The sequence below is a fragment of the Bacillus sp. MM2020_4 genome, assembly GCF_011250555.1.
In the GTDB taxonomy this organism is placed as follows: Bacteria; Bacillota; Bacilli; order Bacillales; family Cytobacillaceae; genus Neobacillus.
Window position 1 is genome coordinate 83697 of sequence record NZ_JAANMZ010000005.1, and the last position, 14446, is coordinate 98142.

General features: G+C 39.9%; 16 protein-coding genes. 13 read left to right on the top strand and 3 right to left on the bottom strand.

All coding sequences use genetic code 11. The features are described from left to right. Window positions 1-27: 27 nt before the first annotated feature. The 6 genes from G6554_RS06310 (at window position 28) to G6554_RS06335 (ending at window position 5999) form a co-directional block, all read left to right on the top strand. Window positions 28-1545: a spore germination protein gene (locus tag G6554_RS06310; RefSeq protein WP_166239873.1), complete on the top strand. Its 1518-nt coding sequence runs from the start codon at window positions 28-30 to the stop codon at window positions 1543-1545. A gap of 8 nt (window positions 1546-1553) precedes the next feature. After that, window positions 1554-2678, top strand: coding sequence for a GerAB/ArcD/ProY family transporter (locus G6554_RS06315; RefSeq protein WP_242637687.1), 1125 nt, complete (start codon window positions 1554-1556; stop codon window positions 2676-2678). After that, complete coding sequence (locus G6554_RS06320) at window positions 2662-3819, top strand: Ger(x)C family spore germination protein (protein WP_166239875.1); 1158 nt, start codon at window positions 2662-2664, stop codon at window positions 3817-3819. Before G6554_RS06315 ends, G6554_RS06320 begins: the two co-directional genes overlap by 17 nt. 76 nt (window positions 3820-3895) lie before the next feature. Continuing rightward, a complete protein-coding gene (locus G6554_RS06325) occupies window positions 3896-4474 on the top strand; it encodes an SCO family protein (protein WP_166239877.1) in 579 nt (192 codons plus the stop codon). Between the two features lie 109 nt (window positions 4475-4583). Next, window positions 4584-5408: an SGNH/GDSL hydrolase family protein gene (locus G6554_RS06330; protein WP_166239879.1), complete on the top strand. Its 825-nt coding sequence runs from the start codon at window positions 4584-4586 to the stop codon at window positions 5406-5408. Next, window positions 5409-5999: a YpmS family protein gene (locus G6554_RS06335; protein WP_166239881.1), complete on the top strand. Its 591-nt coding sequence runs from the start codon at window positions 5409-5411 to the stop codon at window positions 5997-5999. Window positions 6000-6028: 29 nt separating this feature from the next. On the opposite strand, the gene G6554_RS06340 is transcribed toward G6554_RS06335, so the two are convergent. Continuing rightward, on the bottom strand, window positions 6029-6781 hold the full coding sequence (locus G6554_RS06340) for a DUF4397 domain-containing protein (RefSeq protein WP_166239883.1): 753 nt from the start codon (window positions 6779-6781) through the stop codon (window positions 6029-6031). A gap of 331 nt (window positions 6782-7112) precedes the next feature. Here G6554_RS06340 and rsgA point away from each other — a divergent pair, with 331 nt between their 5' ends. The 3 genes from rsgA to msrB all read left to right on the top strand — a co-directional run bounded on the left by rsgA (window position 7113) and on the right by msrB (window position 9256). Then, entirely contained in the window at window positions 7113-8180 is a 1068-nt protein-coding gene (gene rsgA / locus G6554_RS06345; protein WP_166239885.1) for a ribosome small subunit-dependent GTPase A, read from the top strand. A gap of 112 nt (window positions 8181-8292) precedes the next feature. Continuing rightward, entirely contained in the window at window positions 8293-8835 is a 543-nt protein-coding gene (gene msrA, locus G6554_RS06350; protein ID WP_207342929.1) for a peptide-methionine (S)-S-oxide reductase MsrA, read from the top strand. Then, window positions 8825-9256 carry a peptide-methionine (R)-S-oxide reductase MsrB gene (msrB, locus tag G6554_RS06355; RefSeq protein WP_166239890.1) on the top strand — a complete coding sequence of 144 codons (432 nt, stop codon included), beginning with the start codon at window positions 8825-8827 and terminating at the stop codon, window positions 9254-9256. The genes msrA and msrB overlap by 11 nt, the downstream gene beginning before the upstream one ends. A 19-nt stretch (window positions 9257-9275) precedes the next feature. Here msrB and G6554_RS06360 read toward each other — a convergent pair whose 3' ends face one another. Beyond that, entirely contained in the window at window positions 9276-9875 is a 600-nt protein-coding gene (locus G6554_RS06360; RefSeq protein WP_166239892.1) for a DUF502 domain-containing protein, read from the bottom strand. A gap of 119 nt (window positions 9876-9994) precedes the next feature. On the opposite strand from G6554_RS06360, the gene G6554_RS06365 reads away from it, so the two are divergent. Continuing rightward, entirely contained in the window at window positions 9995-10153 is a 159-nt protein-coding gene (locus G6554_RS06365) for a YjcZ family sporulation protein (RefSeq protein ID WP_166239894.1), read from the top strand. A gap of 39 nt (window positions 10154-10192) precedes the next feature. Here G6554_RS06365 and G6554_RS06370 read toward each other — a convergent pair whose 3' ends face one another. Beyond that, on the bottom strand, window positions 10193-11554 hold the full coding sequence (locus G6554_RS06370) for a TrkH family potassium uptake protein (RefSeq protein ID WP_166239897.1): 1362 nt from the start codon (window positions 11552-11554) through the stop codon (window positions 10193-10195). A 188-nt stretch (window positions 11555-11742) separates the two neighbouring features. On the opposite strand from G6554_RS06370, the gene G6554_RS06375 reads away from it, so the two are divergent. From G6554_RS06375 to G6554_RS06385, 3 genes are read left to right on the top strand one after another with little or no spacing between them, the layout of a single operon-like run. After that, window positions 11743-13098: an aspartate aminotransferase family protein gene (locus G6554_RS06375; RefSeq protein ID WP_166239899.1), complete on the top strand. Its 1356-nt coding sequence runs from the start codon at window positions 11743-11745 to the stop codon at window positions 13096-13098. Further along, on the top strand, window positions 13099-13791 hold the full coding sequence (locus G6554_RS06380; RefSeq protein ID WP_166239901.1) for a CoA transferase subunit A: 693 nt from the start codon (window positions 13099-13101) through the stop codon (window positions 13789-13791). Then, window positions 13776-14441 (top strand): 3-oxoacid CoA-transferase subunit B, encoded by a 666-nt coding sequence (locus tag G6554_RS06385; RefSeq protein WP_166239903.1) that lies wholly within the window; start codon window positions 13776-13778, stop codon window positions 14439-14441. The genes G6554_RS06380 and G6554_RS06385 overlap by 16 nt, the downstream gene beginning before the upstream one ends. The last annotated feature ends 5 nt before the right edge of the window (window positions 14442-14446 follow it).

Sequence of the window (14446 nt, forward strand, 5' to 3'; positions counted from 1 at the left end):
AAAATTGTTAGCTAAAAGGTGTTGCAAATGTTCAAGTGGATAGCGGAAAAAAAACAGCCTAAGGATTCAACGGCACATAGTTTAAGTGTTGATGAATTAAAAAAGCAATTGGAAACAGAGCTAGCCTCCCGTTCAGATATTAGTTTTCGGACATTAAAAGTGGAGGGAAAAAAGGTTTTATTTAGTTTTTTACCCAGCTTGGTTGATCAAAACAAACTAGATGAATTTGTCCTGCAGCCCATTCAGAAGAATAGCAACAAGGATATGACGGTAGAAGTAACGGCACAAGTTCTGCCGATTTCTCAATTATCTGCTTCGAACCAACTAGATGAAATTGTTGAGTCCATCGCTGAAGGAAATGTATACATTTACATTGACGGAGAACCATGTGGATTACTTGCTAATGTTAGTTCGACCGCTGAAAGATCATTGGAGAAAGGTGAAACAGAGGCATTAGTTTACGGCCCGAAAATATCCTTTACCGAATCATTACAAGTGAATGTGAATATATTAATGAGCAATTTAAAGGATGCAAATTTGTGCATTCAGGATGTAGAAGTTGGAACGAGAGTAAAGGCCAGAATAAAGCTCGCTTATATTAAAGATATCGCAGATCAAACGAATATCGAAAGCTTCCAACAGAGAATAGCAGATTTACAGGTGGATTATATCCCTGACACTACTGTCCTTGGTCAACTAATTGAAAATAATAGCTGGACCGTATTTCCCCAGTTAATGACAACGGAATTGCCTGACCGAATTTCCAATGCGATAGTCAATGGGAAAGTGGCAGTTTTAATGGATCGCAGTCCTGCTGCCTTATATGGACCCACACCGTTTTTTACGTTCTTTGAATCAACGGAAGATATTTATATGCGTTGGAATATGGCGTTTTTCTTACGAATGCTTCGTTTAACTGCCATTTTTTTGTCCGTCCTTTTAACCCCTGCCTATGTGGCGGTTTTGACCTATCATTATGAAGTGATTCCCTCTGCATTGCTTGTTTCACTAGGGCAATCAAGGGCAAATGTTCCCTTCCCACCCGTTTTTGAGGCATTTCTTCTTGAATTTGTTATTGAGCTATTGCGGGAGGCGGGAGCCAGACTGCCTACGAAGGTTGGTCAGACAATGGGTATTGTCGGCGGTATTGTCATTGGACAGGCGGCGGTTGATGCCGGGTTTACCAGCAATATTTTAATCATCATCATTGCCCTAAGTGCCCTAGGTTCATTTACAACTCCAAGTTATTTAATGGGTACTGCCATTAGGATTATTCGGTTTCCCATAATCGTGTTAGCTGGATTATGGGGGGGGATTGGGATCATGATTGCCTTCTGCTTTTTCCTCATTCACCTATTAAAACTGGACACCTTAGGTACACCTTATCTATCTCCGGCCTATCCTATTAGATGGAGGGATTTGGGATACAGTATATTCAGATTCCCAATAAAATATCTATCCTACCGTCCCGTCACAAATCATCCGGTTGATGGAGATCGTTATCCGACTATAAAAGCTAAGGTTAAAAAGGATGTAGATGAATAGGAGCGGTTATGATGAAGGTAAATTTACATCCCAGGGAAGGCTTACTCATTAATGCTTTTCTACTCATATTTTTTATTCATAAAGCACAAACAGGTGTTGGGATTGTTGGTCTTCCACGAATTGTTTATTTAGAGGCCAAGCATGATGCCTGGATTTCTGTGTTGCTATCAGGGGTTTTGGTAAGTGTAGTGATCTGGTTTATGGTTCTGATGCTGAAGCAATATGACAGTGCAGATTTGTACGGCATCCATGCTGACATCTTTGGGAAATGGTTGGGCATCCTGTTAAATATCATCTATATGGTTTATTTATCCGCCTGTTTTTTTATGATTTTTATGAACTATATTGAAATCGTTCAAGTATGGATATTTCCCAACTTCCCAACATGGCAACTTTCGCTCGTTCTCATATTTTTAGCGATATATGCCGTTCAAGGGGGAATTCGGATCATTGTTGGTGTAGCCTTTCTGGCAGTGGTTGGAACATTATGGCTAATTTTTGTTCTTATGGTACCAATTAAATACGCAGATGCGACCCATTTGTTTCCCATTTTCAATTCAGACCTCAAACACATAGTAAAGGGGATATACGGTACCTCTCTTTCGATGATGGGATTTGAATTACTCATGTTTATTTACCCCTTTGTCAAAGAGAAAAAGAAAGTCTTTTTATTCGCAACGATTGGAAATATCTATACCACAATTATTTTTACCTTAATTACGATGGTGTCGATCACTTTTTTTGCTGAAGATAGTTTGGGACGCACCATTTGGCCAGTATTTTCGATGTTTAAAATAGTTCGTCTCCCAAACCTGGAGAGATTTGAATTTATCGCTGTATCATTTTGGATGTTGATCATTTTGCCTAATTTATGTGCCTATCTTTGGGCGGCATCAAAGGGATTTTCGCGGATTATGAAGAAAAAACAAAAACATGGCGTTTGGGTGATCGCGGTTCTTGCCTTTGGTGTTTCGTTCTTCATCCAAACACGCTATCAAATGAATCTAGTCACTGATTATATCGCCAAAATAGGATTTATTCTTTCCTTTTGTTATCCGGTTCTGCTTTCTGTCATCGTTTTAGTGAAAAAATGGTTCACGAGGAGGAAGAAAGTGAATGTCCAAAGGTCGTAAATGGGCGTCCATCGTGGTAGCTTTTTCTTGTATGATTACCGTAACAGGCTGTTTACAGCAAAAGCAGCTGGAACAATTGGCCCTGGTTACAGCAGCCGGATATGATTTAGAAAGGGAAAATGTAATCCGCGGAACGGTTGCGGTTCATCAATTTGACCCAATGCAGCAAAATATTACCCGAATGATTTCAACTGTTGCCAATACAAGTAAGGGTTTATTGCAGGAACAGAACCTTGAATCTAATCAGAAACTTGTTACCGGGCAGTTACGTTGTGTGATTTATAGCAAAGAACTAGCGGAAAAGGGAATTTTTCAACTTGTTGACGCCCTCAACCGGGATTCTACCGTCGGGAATATGGTATTCCTTACAATTGCTGAGGGCTCTGCAAAAGAAATTTTGAAAATAGATAGGTCAAGTACAAAAATCAGCTTAGGCACCTATTTATATAATTTAATTAAACAAAACGTGGAGAATGAACAAATCCTCTCGCCCACTCTTCATGAATTCAATCATAAATATTATGACATTGGCAAAGATCCTGTACTTCCTATCTTGAAAATAAAGGATAAGGATGTAATCATATCAGGGATGGCTCTCTTTAAAGATGATCAGTATATTGCCAAATTGGAAACAGAAAGGCATTTTTATTTAAAGATTCTTTCGGACAAGTATAATGCTGGAACACATGAATTTGGATTTAAGCGCAGTGAATTTGATGAAATTCGGAATAAAGGAGAAGAACACTCAGTTAGGAATGTTTACAATAAACTATATATTGATGTTGATAATATTCGAAGTCATGCAAAAATTAAATTAATGGATAAAAAGAATTTGAAATTCAAGGTGGAGGTGGAGCTTGCATCCCGTTTATTGGAGTCGACTGAACCATTGGATCTATCCAAACCCGGTGCAATCAAATTCATTGAAAAGAAGTTAAATACGGCGATGGAAAAAGAGATGAAGCAGATGGTTGTCTACTTTCAGGAACTTGATATCGATCCCGTCGGGTTTGGCAATAAATATATAACCCACATTCGTGGGAAGGGGTTTACCAAAAAAGAATGGCGCAAATTATATAAACAGGCAACATTTGATGTTGAGGTGAAAAATAAAATCATTAAAACCGGTGTAATCGATTAGCACTTGATACTTTATTCTTTTAGATAACTTTGTTACACTTATCTCGTAAAAGAATAGAAAGTATGCAGGTGATTAAATGAAGGCTCGGGTTTTGGTTGTTTTTTTAGTTTCTACTATTATGTTGCTCTCGGCTTGCGGAAAAAAGGAAATTGAAAATGCGGTGGATTGGCCGGTTAAGGATTTTACGGCGACAACCCAGGATAATAAGCCATTGGGATTAAAGGATTTAAAGGGTAAGATCTGGATTGCGGATTTTATTTTTACTAGCTGTGCGGATGTGTGCCCGCCTATGACCTCGAATATGACTAAATTACAACAGATGGTGAAAAAGGAAGGCTTAAAGGATGTTGAGTTCGTCTCCTTTAGTGTTGACCCAACCGTAGATACTCCTGAAGTATTAACGAAGTATTCCAAACCATATGGAGTGGATTTGAGTAATTGGACGTTTTTAACCGGATACTCTCAAGATTTTATTGAAACGTTTGCGGCAAAAACGTTTAAGACAATTGTTAAGAAACCAGAGGAAGGCGACCAGGTGATTCATCAAACCTATATCTATTTAGTTGATCAGGATGGCACTATCAAAAAAACCTATCAAGGATTTAAAGATGTTCCTTTTGATGAAATGATCAGTGATATTAAAACATTGCAATAGACCTTTACATAGGTCTATTTTTTTTGCCAGGAATAGGATAAAGTATATATTTGTTTTGAATGAATAGGGACGTGGTATAATAAATTATAGTAGAAGGCAGGTGAATAAAATGAAGAAATTTTTCACCCCTCTTATTCTCTCGGTATTATTATTATGTTCATGCAGCGGATCCAATCCTTTAGTGCTTCATCAGGAAAAGAAAGTTTCAGCACAGGTATTTGCACCAATTCCCGCAGATTTTGTCCCACGAAAATTGACGATCGTTTCTGCAGGTGATTCCTTAACACAAGGCGTTGGTGATAGTACGGGTCAGGGTGGTTACCTGCCCTACCTAAAAACAATGCTGGAAAAGGAAAAAGGGATTCAGGAAGTGGATTTCTATAATTTTGGTGTAAAAGGAAATCGGACCACACAACTGTTAAAAAGACTTAAGACGCCTGAAATGAAGGATGTTTTGCAAAAAACGGATTTGGTCATCCTTACGATCGGTGGAAATGATATTATGAAGGTTGTTAAGGATAATATCTCCAACCTGCAAATCTCTAATTTTACAAAGGAAAAAGAGGCTTATCAAAACCATTTAACGCAAATTTTCGAGGCAATTGTTCAAGAAAATCCAAATGCGTCTATTGTGCTGGTAGGGTTGTACAATCCATTTTCCACATGGTTTTCTGACATTAAGGAAATGGATCAGGTCGTATCCGAATGGAATCAAGTTGGGCAAAATGTGATAGCCAATTATCAGCATTCCTACTTCGTTAAAATCGAAGATGTGTTCTTGAAAGCACCTGAAGAACTATTGTATACCGATCATTTCCACCCTAACGACAAGGGATATGAACTAATTGCCGAAAGGTTAAATGAGACCTTAGGTGATCGTGTAATACCTGACCTGGAGAAACCGTCCTATACGGTCAGTACAGAGGAGAATTAGATGAAACAAAACAAATGGAAAATCGCTTTCCTGCTTTTGTTAGGAATTAACCTTTTGTTCGCTATTATTATTATTTCACTCATTACCGCTCCCGGAGATAGTAAGAAATTAAGCAAAATAAACAAAATAAACAGTCCCACTAATGACCCTGTTTCCTTTCATGTTAAATCGAACAAGTATGACTTAAATCGGCTTATTAATCACTATATAAAGGAAGAAGCTGCTGATTCTCCCATTGATTATCGGGTCTTATTAGGGGACGAGGTCGAGCTTTACGGGACATTACCATTCTTTAGCGAAAAGTTAAATTTGAAATTAACTTTCGAACCAATTGCGCAGAAAAATGGAGATTTAGTCTTGGAGCAAAAAGCAATGTCGGTCGGAAAGCTACATCTTCCCATCTCATATGTATTAAATATTATCAGAGAGAACTATAAGCTCCCAAAGGGGGTTGAGATTCGCCCAAATGATCATCTCATCTATGTCCACATGCAGCAATTAAAATTGAAAAGCGATCTTCAAATTAAGGCAGATAAAGTTGATTTGAAGAAAGATGATATTGGTATTACGATATTGGTACCAGTGAAATAGGTGCCTCGTTAATACGGGGCACCTGTTTTTTATTCTTTGATGCTGATAAATTGAAACTCGGGCGTACCTTTAGATAAACCGAGAAAGACAATTGTAGTGGTCTCATTTGCTTTGAACTGTACTTTCGGCAATGGTAGGAATACCTCTTTCGTACCTGCTGTTCTTGCCTCTAAATCAACGGTCATCGGTGTCAATCCCAAATAATCTGTTGCTTGTTTGTAGGTAATCTTCGGAAAGATAACATCCCGATCCTTCACGGCGATATCAAGTGGCGGGGTATCGGGAGATAAGTGGATAAAGCGAACCTTTGCTTCATTTAAAGGTACCTGCGGCTCATTCAAAAATACAAGCAGACGCATTTTTTTTATAGAATCAATCGTTGTCAGGGTGTATGATTTTCCCGCCTCAACCGTTATTTTTTTATTTAAGAAGCTATCTACCATATTTCCTGCTGGATAAATATCTACATGGTATTTACCGGGTTGTAGGGTAAGTTCCTGGCTAACTTGTTTTAATGGGAGATCTCTTATGACTCGGTTACCATTTATATACATATCAACATTAGAGGCATCCGGGGAGGTGTGCAGCAGGCGGACTTTGGCTTCTCCCTGTTGTAATTGAGAATTTGTGCGCATGATGTTCATTGCTTTATTGAGGCTTTTAACATGTTTTAAATAGAAATGAATGTGTAAGTTTGGGTTTGAGTATTTATAATATTGTGCTAACAAATCATACATGGCAGCTTTTTGGAGATAATCAGCTTGGTTTCTTGTTTCGGACATTTTTTCAACTCCTTACTAGTGACTTTCCTATATTTTATTCAAGCTGAAATAGGTAGGTGTCTATTATCCCATCGCTCTAAATGGAAATTTTGTTTACAAATGGGGAATTTTTGCATATAATAAGCCTAAATATGATCGAAAGTGGGTGACGTGCAATGTTAATTGAAACGATGAGAGCAATTGTTGAATTGAATAATGTTGGCACAGCCCAAGGATTTTCCGTTTAGGGTCTTTTTAGTAACCCTTATTAACGATGCGAATACAACCATGGGCTGTGTGTGCCTATGGTTTTTTATTTTTTTAAAAATAAAAGTTCGCTGGAGGAATAAGGATGAATTTAGTAAAAATGGGTTTAACAGATAAAGTGTTGAGAGATTTTAATACAGGAAAAACGAGTGATGATTTGATCATCGGCCGCGTAGCCCTTGAGCATAAACGGATGTACCGGGTTTGGACAGAGCAGGGTGAATTATTATGTGAGGTTTCGGGTAAGTTAAGCTTTCTGGCTCACACGAGAGAGGATTTTCCCGCGGTTGGTGATTGGGTCTCTTTGAAACCAAGGTTTGATGAAGGGCGTGGAACCATTAACGCTGTCTTGCCGCGAAAAAGTAAATTTTCGAGAAAAACAGCCGGTGACACCACTACAGAACAAATAGTTGCTGCAAATGTTGATACTGTTTTTCTTGTAAACTCACTAAATGAAGATTTAAATTTACGCCGAATCGAACGCTATTTATTGTTAACTTGGGAGAGCGGAGCAAATCCAGTTATTGTGTTAAGTAAAGCAGATTTATGTCAAGATATTCCTGGAAGGCTGGCAGATGTGGAAGCGATTGCCTATGGCGGTGTTCCTGTTATTCCCATCAGTTCTGAGACGAATAGCGGATTTGAAAAATTAGAAGAATTTTTGCTGCCAGGAAAGACAGTTGCCCTTCTTGGATCATCAGGCGTAGGAAAATCGACTATTACCAATCGATTGTTGGGAGAAGAAAGGCAATTGGTTCAAGAGATTCGTGAGGACGATGCGAAAGGCAGACATACGACAACCCACAGAGAGCTGATCATATTGCCGAATGGAAGTATCTTAATTGATACCCCCGGAATGAGGGAATTACAGCTTTGGGAAAGCTCTGAAGGGTTAATGGAAACCTTTTCCGAAATTGAAGAACTTGTTACCCGGTGCCGTTTTCGTGATTGCCAGCATAAGAATGAACCGGGTTGTGCGGTCGTGAAGGCAATTGAAGAAGGAGTAGTGGAGGCTGACCGGCTACACAGCTATAACAAGCTGCTAAAGGAACTGGCGTTTATTGAACGAAAAGCCAACAAACGGGCACAATCTGAAGAACGAAAACAGTGGAGACAAATCAATAAACAAATGAAGCAGCGGAAAGGCTGCTAAGTAAGGATGCTGAACCGGTGGAGGCTGGGTCGGCATCTCTATGTGAGTTGCCAGATTTTATTTTTACTAAAACATTCTGTATACTTTATGTAACATGAAAAGGGGTGGAAACGTGGAAGAGAAGCATCAAGTAGCAACATTTGCAGGCGGCTGTTTCTGGTGCATGGTGAAGCCGTTTGATGAACAGCCTGGCATTATTAGTGTTTTATCAGGTTATACCGGTGGAACCGTCGAAAATCCAACCTATCAACAGGTTTGCACTGATACGACCGGGCATTATGAAGCTGTCCAAATTACTTATAATCCGGATATTTTCCCGTATGAAAAATTAGTAGGGTTATTTTGGCAGCAAATTGACCCTACTGACGCAGGCGGTCAGTTTCATGACCGCGGCCAATCCTATCAAACAGCGATTTTTTACCATGATGAAACACAAAAGAGGATTGCTGAAGAGTCTAAGCTACGATTGCAAGAAAGCGGCCGGTTTACTAAGCCGATTGTAACACCGATTTTGCCGGCGAAACCCTTTTATCCGGCTGAAGAATATCATCAACACTATTATAAGAAAAACCGAGCTCATTATCAGTCCTACCATGTCGGTTCAGGACGGGCTGGATTTATCGAGAGGAGCTGGGGGGATCAAAATGGAAAATAAAGATTTAAAAAAGGAATTAACACCCATCCAATATGAAGTGACACAAAAAAATGGTACGGAATCGCCGTTTCGCAATGAATATTGGAATGAAACGAGAGACGGAATTTATGTTGACCTTGTTTCCGGGAAGCCATTATTTAGTTCTTTAGATAAATTTGATGCCGGCTGCGGCTGGCCAAGCTTTACGAAACCACTGGAAGAAGAAGAAGTACTAGAAAAAGTGGATCATAGTCATTTTATGGTTCGGACGGAGGTACGGAGTAAATCTGCTGATTCCCATCTGGGTCATGTATTTAATGACGGGCCGGACCCAACAGGACTCCGTTATTGTATCAACTCCGCCGCGCTACGATTTATCCCAAAAGAACAGCTTGAAGAAGAAGGGTACGGGGAATTTACAAAACTTTTCGCTAAAAAATAAGAGCCGCATTTGCGGCTTTTTATGATGAACTTTTCCCTTTGGGTTTTGAAGAGGATGTCATCCCGCCGGATAAAACAAATTTCATGGCATCCTCAGGCTTAACCTCGATAATCTCCACTTGTTCCTTAGGAATTAAAAAGGTAAATCCGGCGACCTGAAAAGTTTGCGGGATATAGACGGCCACATGATCCCTTAGAGGACTGTAGAAATCCTCTAATTGCTCGGACGTAATAAAACCAATACTGCGCATTTCAGTTCCCGGAATCACAACCAATGCTACTTTGGAAAAAGACTTTTTGTCGCCAAGGAAGGACTGTACCGTATCCTTGATGACAGAATATATGGTCTTTACAATGGGGATCTTTTCAAGAAGACGATCAATGAGTCTAATTATTTTTCCCGTTACATACTTTGTAGACAGCCATCCAAGAAAAGTGATCAAAACAACAGTTGTCAATAAACCAAATCCGGGTATGTAATCTTCCCTAAGGTAAGGTCTCAATGAATTACCTAACAATCCGTCTAAAAATAAAAATGTTTTATAAATGACATAAATGACAAGAATAATCGGCACAATCGTTAAAATACCATTAATAAAATTCTTTAAAATTGCTTTCACATTATCACCCACAAATTTATCATTGTCTTTCATAATATAGGCGAATGCACATACAGGTCAAGTACCCAGTACATAAAGTAACAGGGAAGAGATATAAATTATCGAGGAGTGATTCGTGTATGTATGGTGGATTTGGTGGATATGGATATGATGGCTGCTGCGGTTACCCAGTCGCCCCGGTAGGTGGATGCGGAGGCTTTGGTGGTTTCGGAGCATTTGCGTTAATCGTCGTATTGTTTATTTTATTAATTATCATCGGCGCAAGCTGGGGTTTCTAAACTGGAAAAAAGCTGCCTCACGAGGTCAGCTTTTTTATTTTATCCGATGGTCACCTTTTCTTTAGGATATTTAAATTTCTCCTTACTTCCTTTTCCACGTAAGATTAGTAAACATGTAACAATTCCCACTCTTCCAATAAACATTAAGATGATAATAAGGATTTTTCCAAAAGTTGTTAATTTAGATGTTAACCCCATTGATAATCCATTTGTACCGAAGGCTGAAGAGACTTCGAAAATGACTTCAATTAATGTACCGTGCTCTGTAATGGATAACACGATGATGGAACTCAAACATAGGAAGGCTGCAGTTGTAAGCACGATAAATGATTTAAGTACATCTTCGCTATGAAGTTCCCGTCTAAATATTTTGATGGAGCCTTTTCCTTGAGCATAAAAAATTATCGCTAAGATCACGATGGCAAAGGTAGTGGTTCGGATCCCTCCGCTTGCACTGCTGGGTGAACCGCCAATAAACATCAAAATCGACAGGAACAACTGATTGCTGGGCGTAAAATCATTGATATCCATTGTCGTTAAGCCGGCACTTTTGGTTGTAGCCGAATGAAATAGCGAATAAAAAAACGATTCATGCCAGGTCTTGTTTGCAAAAAAGTGATGACTGTCTAAAAGAAAAATAAGTAGGGCACCAATTACAGTTAGAATGACAAAGGTTAACGTTGTTAATTTCGTAAACAAAGTAAAATGGAATTTTTTCTTTTTTTTCATGCTTAAAAAGAATTCATAAATCTCTACCATTACAGGGAAACCAATAGCACCGACAATCATTAAAATGATTATGACCGATTGAACAAAATAATCATGGCTAAATGGGCTCAACGACTCATCCGTAATATCAAACCCTGCATTGGTAGTAGCACTAATGGAAGCAAAAAAACCATGTTTAAAAGCAGTTAACGTGCTATCGTAGTAATCTTTGAACCAAAACCCTAAAATAAGGCCGCCGACTAATTCAAAGGAAACAAATATGATAAAGATCCGTTTTGCCAGCTGCACCAACCCTGCGAGATTGGACTGATTTTGGTCAATCATAATCAGCTGCCTTTCCTTCAATCCCACTTTTTTCCCCAGCATAATCCAGAGGAATGTACTTAACGACATGACCCCAAGTCCGCCTAATTGCAGAATCAAGCATAGAAGAAAAATTCCAAAGTTACTAAAGGTCTCTTTTAATGAAATGACACTTAGGCCCGTTACGCTTATCGCACTAGCGGAAGTAAACATGGCGTCGATAAAACTAAGCGAAACATTTTCACGATGGGCTAGAGGGATTTTTAATAGCAATGTAGAAACGATTAATGCGGACAGATAAAATAGGACGATTAACTGGATCGTCGATAATTCCTTTGTTTTTAATTGAATTTTCTTAATTGTGTCCATATGACCCTTTCCTTTTGTAATCTACTGCCATTCTATAATACCCATGTAAAAAAGTAAAAGAGAGTTTTATATGGTCATGGTGGTTTAATTCTTCAACATCACCTTTTCAAATGCGATGATAGAATGAAATATTGATTCATATAATGAAGTATGTATGAATTTTAGCTTGAAAAAGAAAGTGGTGGCATATGGAAAAATCGTATCTAATCAAACCCATGCTTGATGAAATATACCCGGTCATTGATTATGGCAAAGGGGTCTACTTATATGATATGGAAGGCAAAAAGTACCTTGATGCCGCTTCCGGTGCCGTAACGGCCAATATCGGTCATGGCGTTTCCGAAATCATTGATGCGATGCAGGAGCAGGCAAAAAAAGTCTCATTTGTGTATCGCTCTCAATTTACCAGTGATGCAGCGGAAAAACTGGCGAAGAAAATCGCAGATTGGATGCCGGGAGACTTAAACTGGAGTTTTTTTGTGAACAGCGGTTCGGAAGCGACAGAGACGGCAATGAAAATGGCTATTCAATATTGGCAGGAGCAAGGGATTCTCACCAAGACAAAGGTGTTATCAAGATGGGTTAGTTATCACGGAATCACCTTGGGGGCGCTTTCCATGTCAGGGCATACCGGAAGAAGGGCTAGGTTTGTTCCCCTATTAGAAGATTTCCCTGTCATCAATCCACCCTATTGCTACCGCTGTCCCTACAATTTAGAGGCACCAACCTGCGGTTATGCCTGCGCTAATGAATTGGAATTGGCCATCAAACGGATTGGAGCTGACCAAATCGCAGCCTTTATTGCTGAACCTGTGATTGGGGCTTCAGGAGGGGCCATTGCCCCGCCAAAGGATTATTTTACAACCATAAAAAAAATCTGCGAGGACAACAATATTCTTTTTATCGCTGATGAGGTCATGACCGGTTTTGGCCGGACAGGAACGGTGCTAGCCTGCGAGCAATGGGATGTTATCCCGGATATTGTTGCATTTGGCAAAGGGATGGGGGCTGGTTATGCACCAATTGCTGCCGCCGTTGCCAGTGAAAAGGTAATGGCCCCGATTCTGGCCGGAACAAAATCAGTGATGAGCGGGCATACATTAAGTGCAAATCCACAGTCCTGCGCCGTGTCTTTAGCTGTCTTGGAATACTTGGAAAAAAGCGAGATTATCAAAGATGTAGAAGCAAAGGGCGCTTTTTTGAAAACTCAGCTTGAAAAGTTAAAAGAGCAATATTCCTTTATTGGCGATGTCCGTGGTAAAGGTTTGCTGCTTGGTATCGAATTTGTTGAAGATCGTGAAACCAAAAGGCCATTCCCGAGAAAGGCTATAATAACCCAAAAAGTGGTAGGGCTTGCAAAGGAGAAAGGCCTCCTTGTTTATCCTGCAGGTTCCGGGATCGATGGGATGAATGGTGACGCCATTATCATTTCTCCTCCCTTAACAATCACCGGAAAGGAGATTGAGAACTTACTATTATTAGTAAAGGAAACATTTGCTGCTTTTTCAAATCAAATAAATGCAGATACGGTTGGTGATAGCTAAATGGATAATTTATTCGGAAAAATAACGACCATTGAGGCCGTCATGGAATTTTTTCACGACGGCATGACTGTCATGTTTGGCGGCTTTGGTGGAGTCGGTTCCCCCCCGACATTGATTGATGGAATTTTGGAGAAAGGCGTCCGGAATCTTATTCTGATTGGAAATGATACAGGTTTTCCACACATTGGCATCGGGAAAATCGTCAGCCGGGGATTTGCTAAAAAAGTGATTGCTTCACATATTGGCTCCAACCCGATTGCTGGACAGCTTATGCACGATGGAAAGCTAGAAGTAGAGTTTTCACCGCAGGGTATTTTAGCTGAAAGAATCCGTGCAGGAGGTGTCGGACTGCCAGCCATTTTATCTGATATCGGCATAGATAATGAACTCGTTTCGAAAGATAAACCCCGTTTTACAATCGATGGGAAAAATTATCTGGTTGAAACGGCCTTAACAGCTGCTGTTTCGATTATTTATGCGAAAAAGGCAGACGAGTATGGCAATTTAATTTATGACAAAAGTGCTCGTAATACTAATCCGCTTGTGGCGATGGCCGGGGATATTACGATAGCTGAAGTAGAAGAGATTGTACCTATGGGAAGTCTTGACCCTGATGAAATCATTACTCCCGGAGTGTTTGTTGATTACCTGATTCCATCGAAGGGAGTGAATTGGAAATGGGCATGGGAGTAGACGTACGTAACCAAATGGCGAAAAGGGCGGCGGAAGAAATTAAAAGCAGGATGGTGGTTAACCTTGGTATAGGTATACCATCCCTTGTTCCAAACCATTTGTCAAAGGAAACTATGGTGATGTTTCATGCTGAAAACGGAATTACAGGGATGGGGCCAAGTCCTAATAAAGGGGAAGAGGACGCGAACTTATGCAATGCCGGCGGATTTCCGGTCACACTTACAGGTGGCGGTTCTTATTGTGACAGTGCCATTTCGTTCGGAATGATTCGTCGCGGCAGGGTGGATATCACGATTTTAGGTTCGTTGCAGGTCAGTCGATATGGAGACCTCGCTAATTGGATTGTTCCTGGGAAAAAGGTACCGGGCATGGGAGGGGCAATGGAACTTGCCCAAAAAGCGAAAAAGGTGATAGTTGTGATGAATCATTGTGACAAGCATGGAAATCCCAAAATTTTACCATCCTGTACATTACCATTAACTTCGGGACGATGCGTCGATCTTATTATTACCGATTTAGCTGTATTTGAGGTGAGCAGCGACGGCTTACTTTTGACAGAATTATTTGCACCATACAATTTAGAGAATGTAGTGAATAAAACAGGCTGTGAATTTAAACAAGCCGAAACTGTTCGCGAGATCCCGTACTAAGTGTA

What these genes read in the sequence shown, in the direction of transcription:
- G6554_RS06310 (WP_166239873.1), top strand. Translation starts at nt 28, where the DNA reads ATGTTCAAGTGGATAGCGGAAAAAAAACAGCCTAAGGATTCAACGGCA.
- G6554_RS06315 (WP_242637687.1), top strand. Translation starts at nt 1,554, where the DNA reads ATGATGAAGGTAAATTTACATCCCAGGGAAGGCTTACTCATTAATGCT.
- G6554_RS06320 (WP_166239875.1), top strand. Translation starts at nt 2,662, where the DNA reads ATGTCCAAAGGTCGTAAATGGGCGTCCATCGTGGTAGCTTTTTCTTGT.
- G6554_RS06325 (WP_166239877.1), top strand. Translation starts at nt 3,896, where the DNA reads ATGAAGGCTCGGGTTTTGGTTGTTTTTTTAGTTTCTACTATTATGTTG.
- G6554_RS06330 (WP_166239879.1), top strand. Translation starts at nt 4,584, where the DNA reads ATGAAGAAATTTTTCACCCCTCTTATTCTCTCGGTATTATTATTATGT.
- G6554_RS06335 (WP_166239881.1), top strand. Translation starts at nt 5,409, where the DNA reads ATGAAACAAAACAAATGGAAAATCGCTTTCCTGCTTTTGTTAGGAATT.
- G6554_RS06340 (WP_166239883.1), bottom strand. Translation starts at nt 6,781, where the DNA reads ATGTCCGAAACAAGAAACCAAGCTGATTATCTCCAAAAAGCTGCCATG.
- rsgA (WP_166239885.1), top strand. Translation starts at nt 7,113, where the DNA reads ATGAATTTAGTAAAAATGGGTTTAACAGATAAAGTGTTGAGAGATTTT.
- msrB (WP_166239890.1), top strand. Translation starts at nt 8,825, where the DNA reads ATGGAAAATAAAGATTTAAAAAAGGAATTAACACCCATCCAATATGAA.
- G6554_RS06365 (WP_166239894.1), top strand. Translation starts at nt 9,995, where the DNA reads ATGTATGGTGGATTTGGTGGATATGGATATGATGGCTGCTGCGGTTAC.
- G6554_RS06370 (WP_166239897.1), bottom strand. Translation starts at nt 11,554, where the DNA reads ATGGACACAATTAAGAAAATTCAATTAAAAACAAAGGAATTATCGACG.
- G6554_RS06375 (WP_166239899.1), top strand. Translation starts at nt 11,743, where the DNA reads ATGGAAAAATCGTATCTAATCAAACCCATGCTTGATGAAATATACCCG.
- G6554_RS06380 (WP_166239901.1), top strand. Translation starts at nt 13,099, where the DNA reads ATGGATAATTTATTCGGAAAAATAACGACCATTGAGGCCGTCATGGAA.
- G6554_RS06385 (WP_166239903.1), top strand. Translation starts at nt 13,776, where the DNA reads ATGGGCATGGGAGTAGACGTACGTAACCAAATGGCGAAAAGGGCGGCG.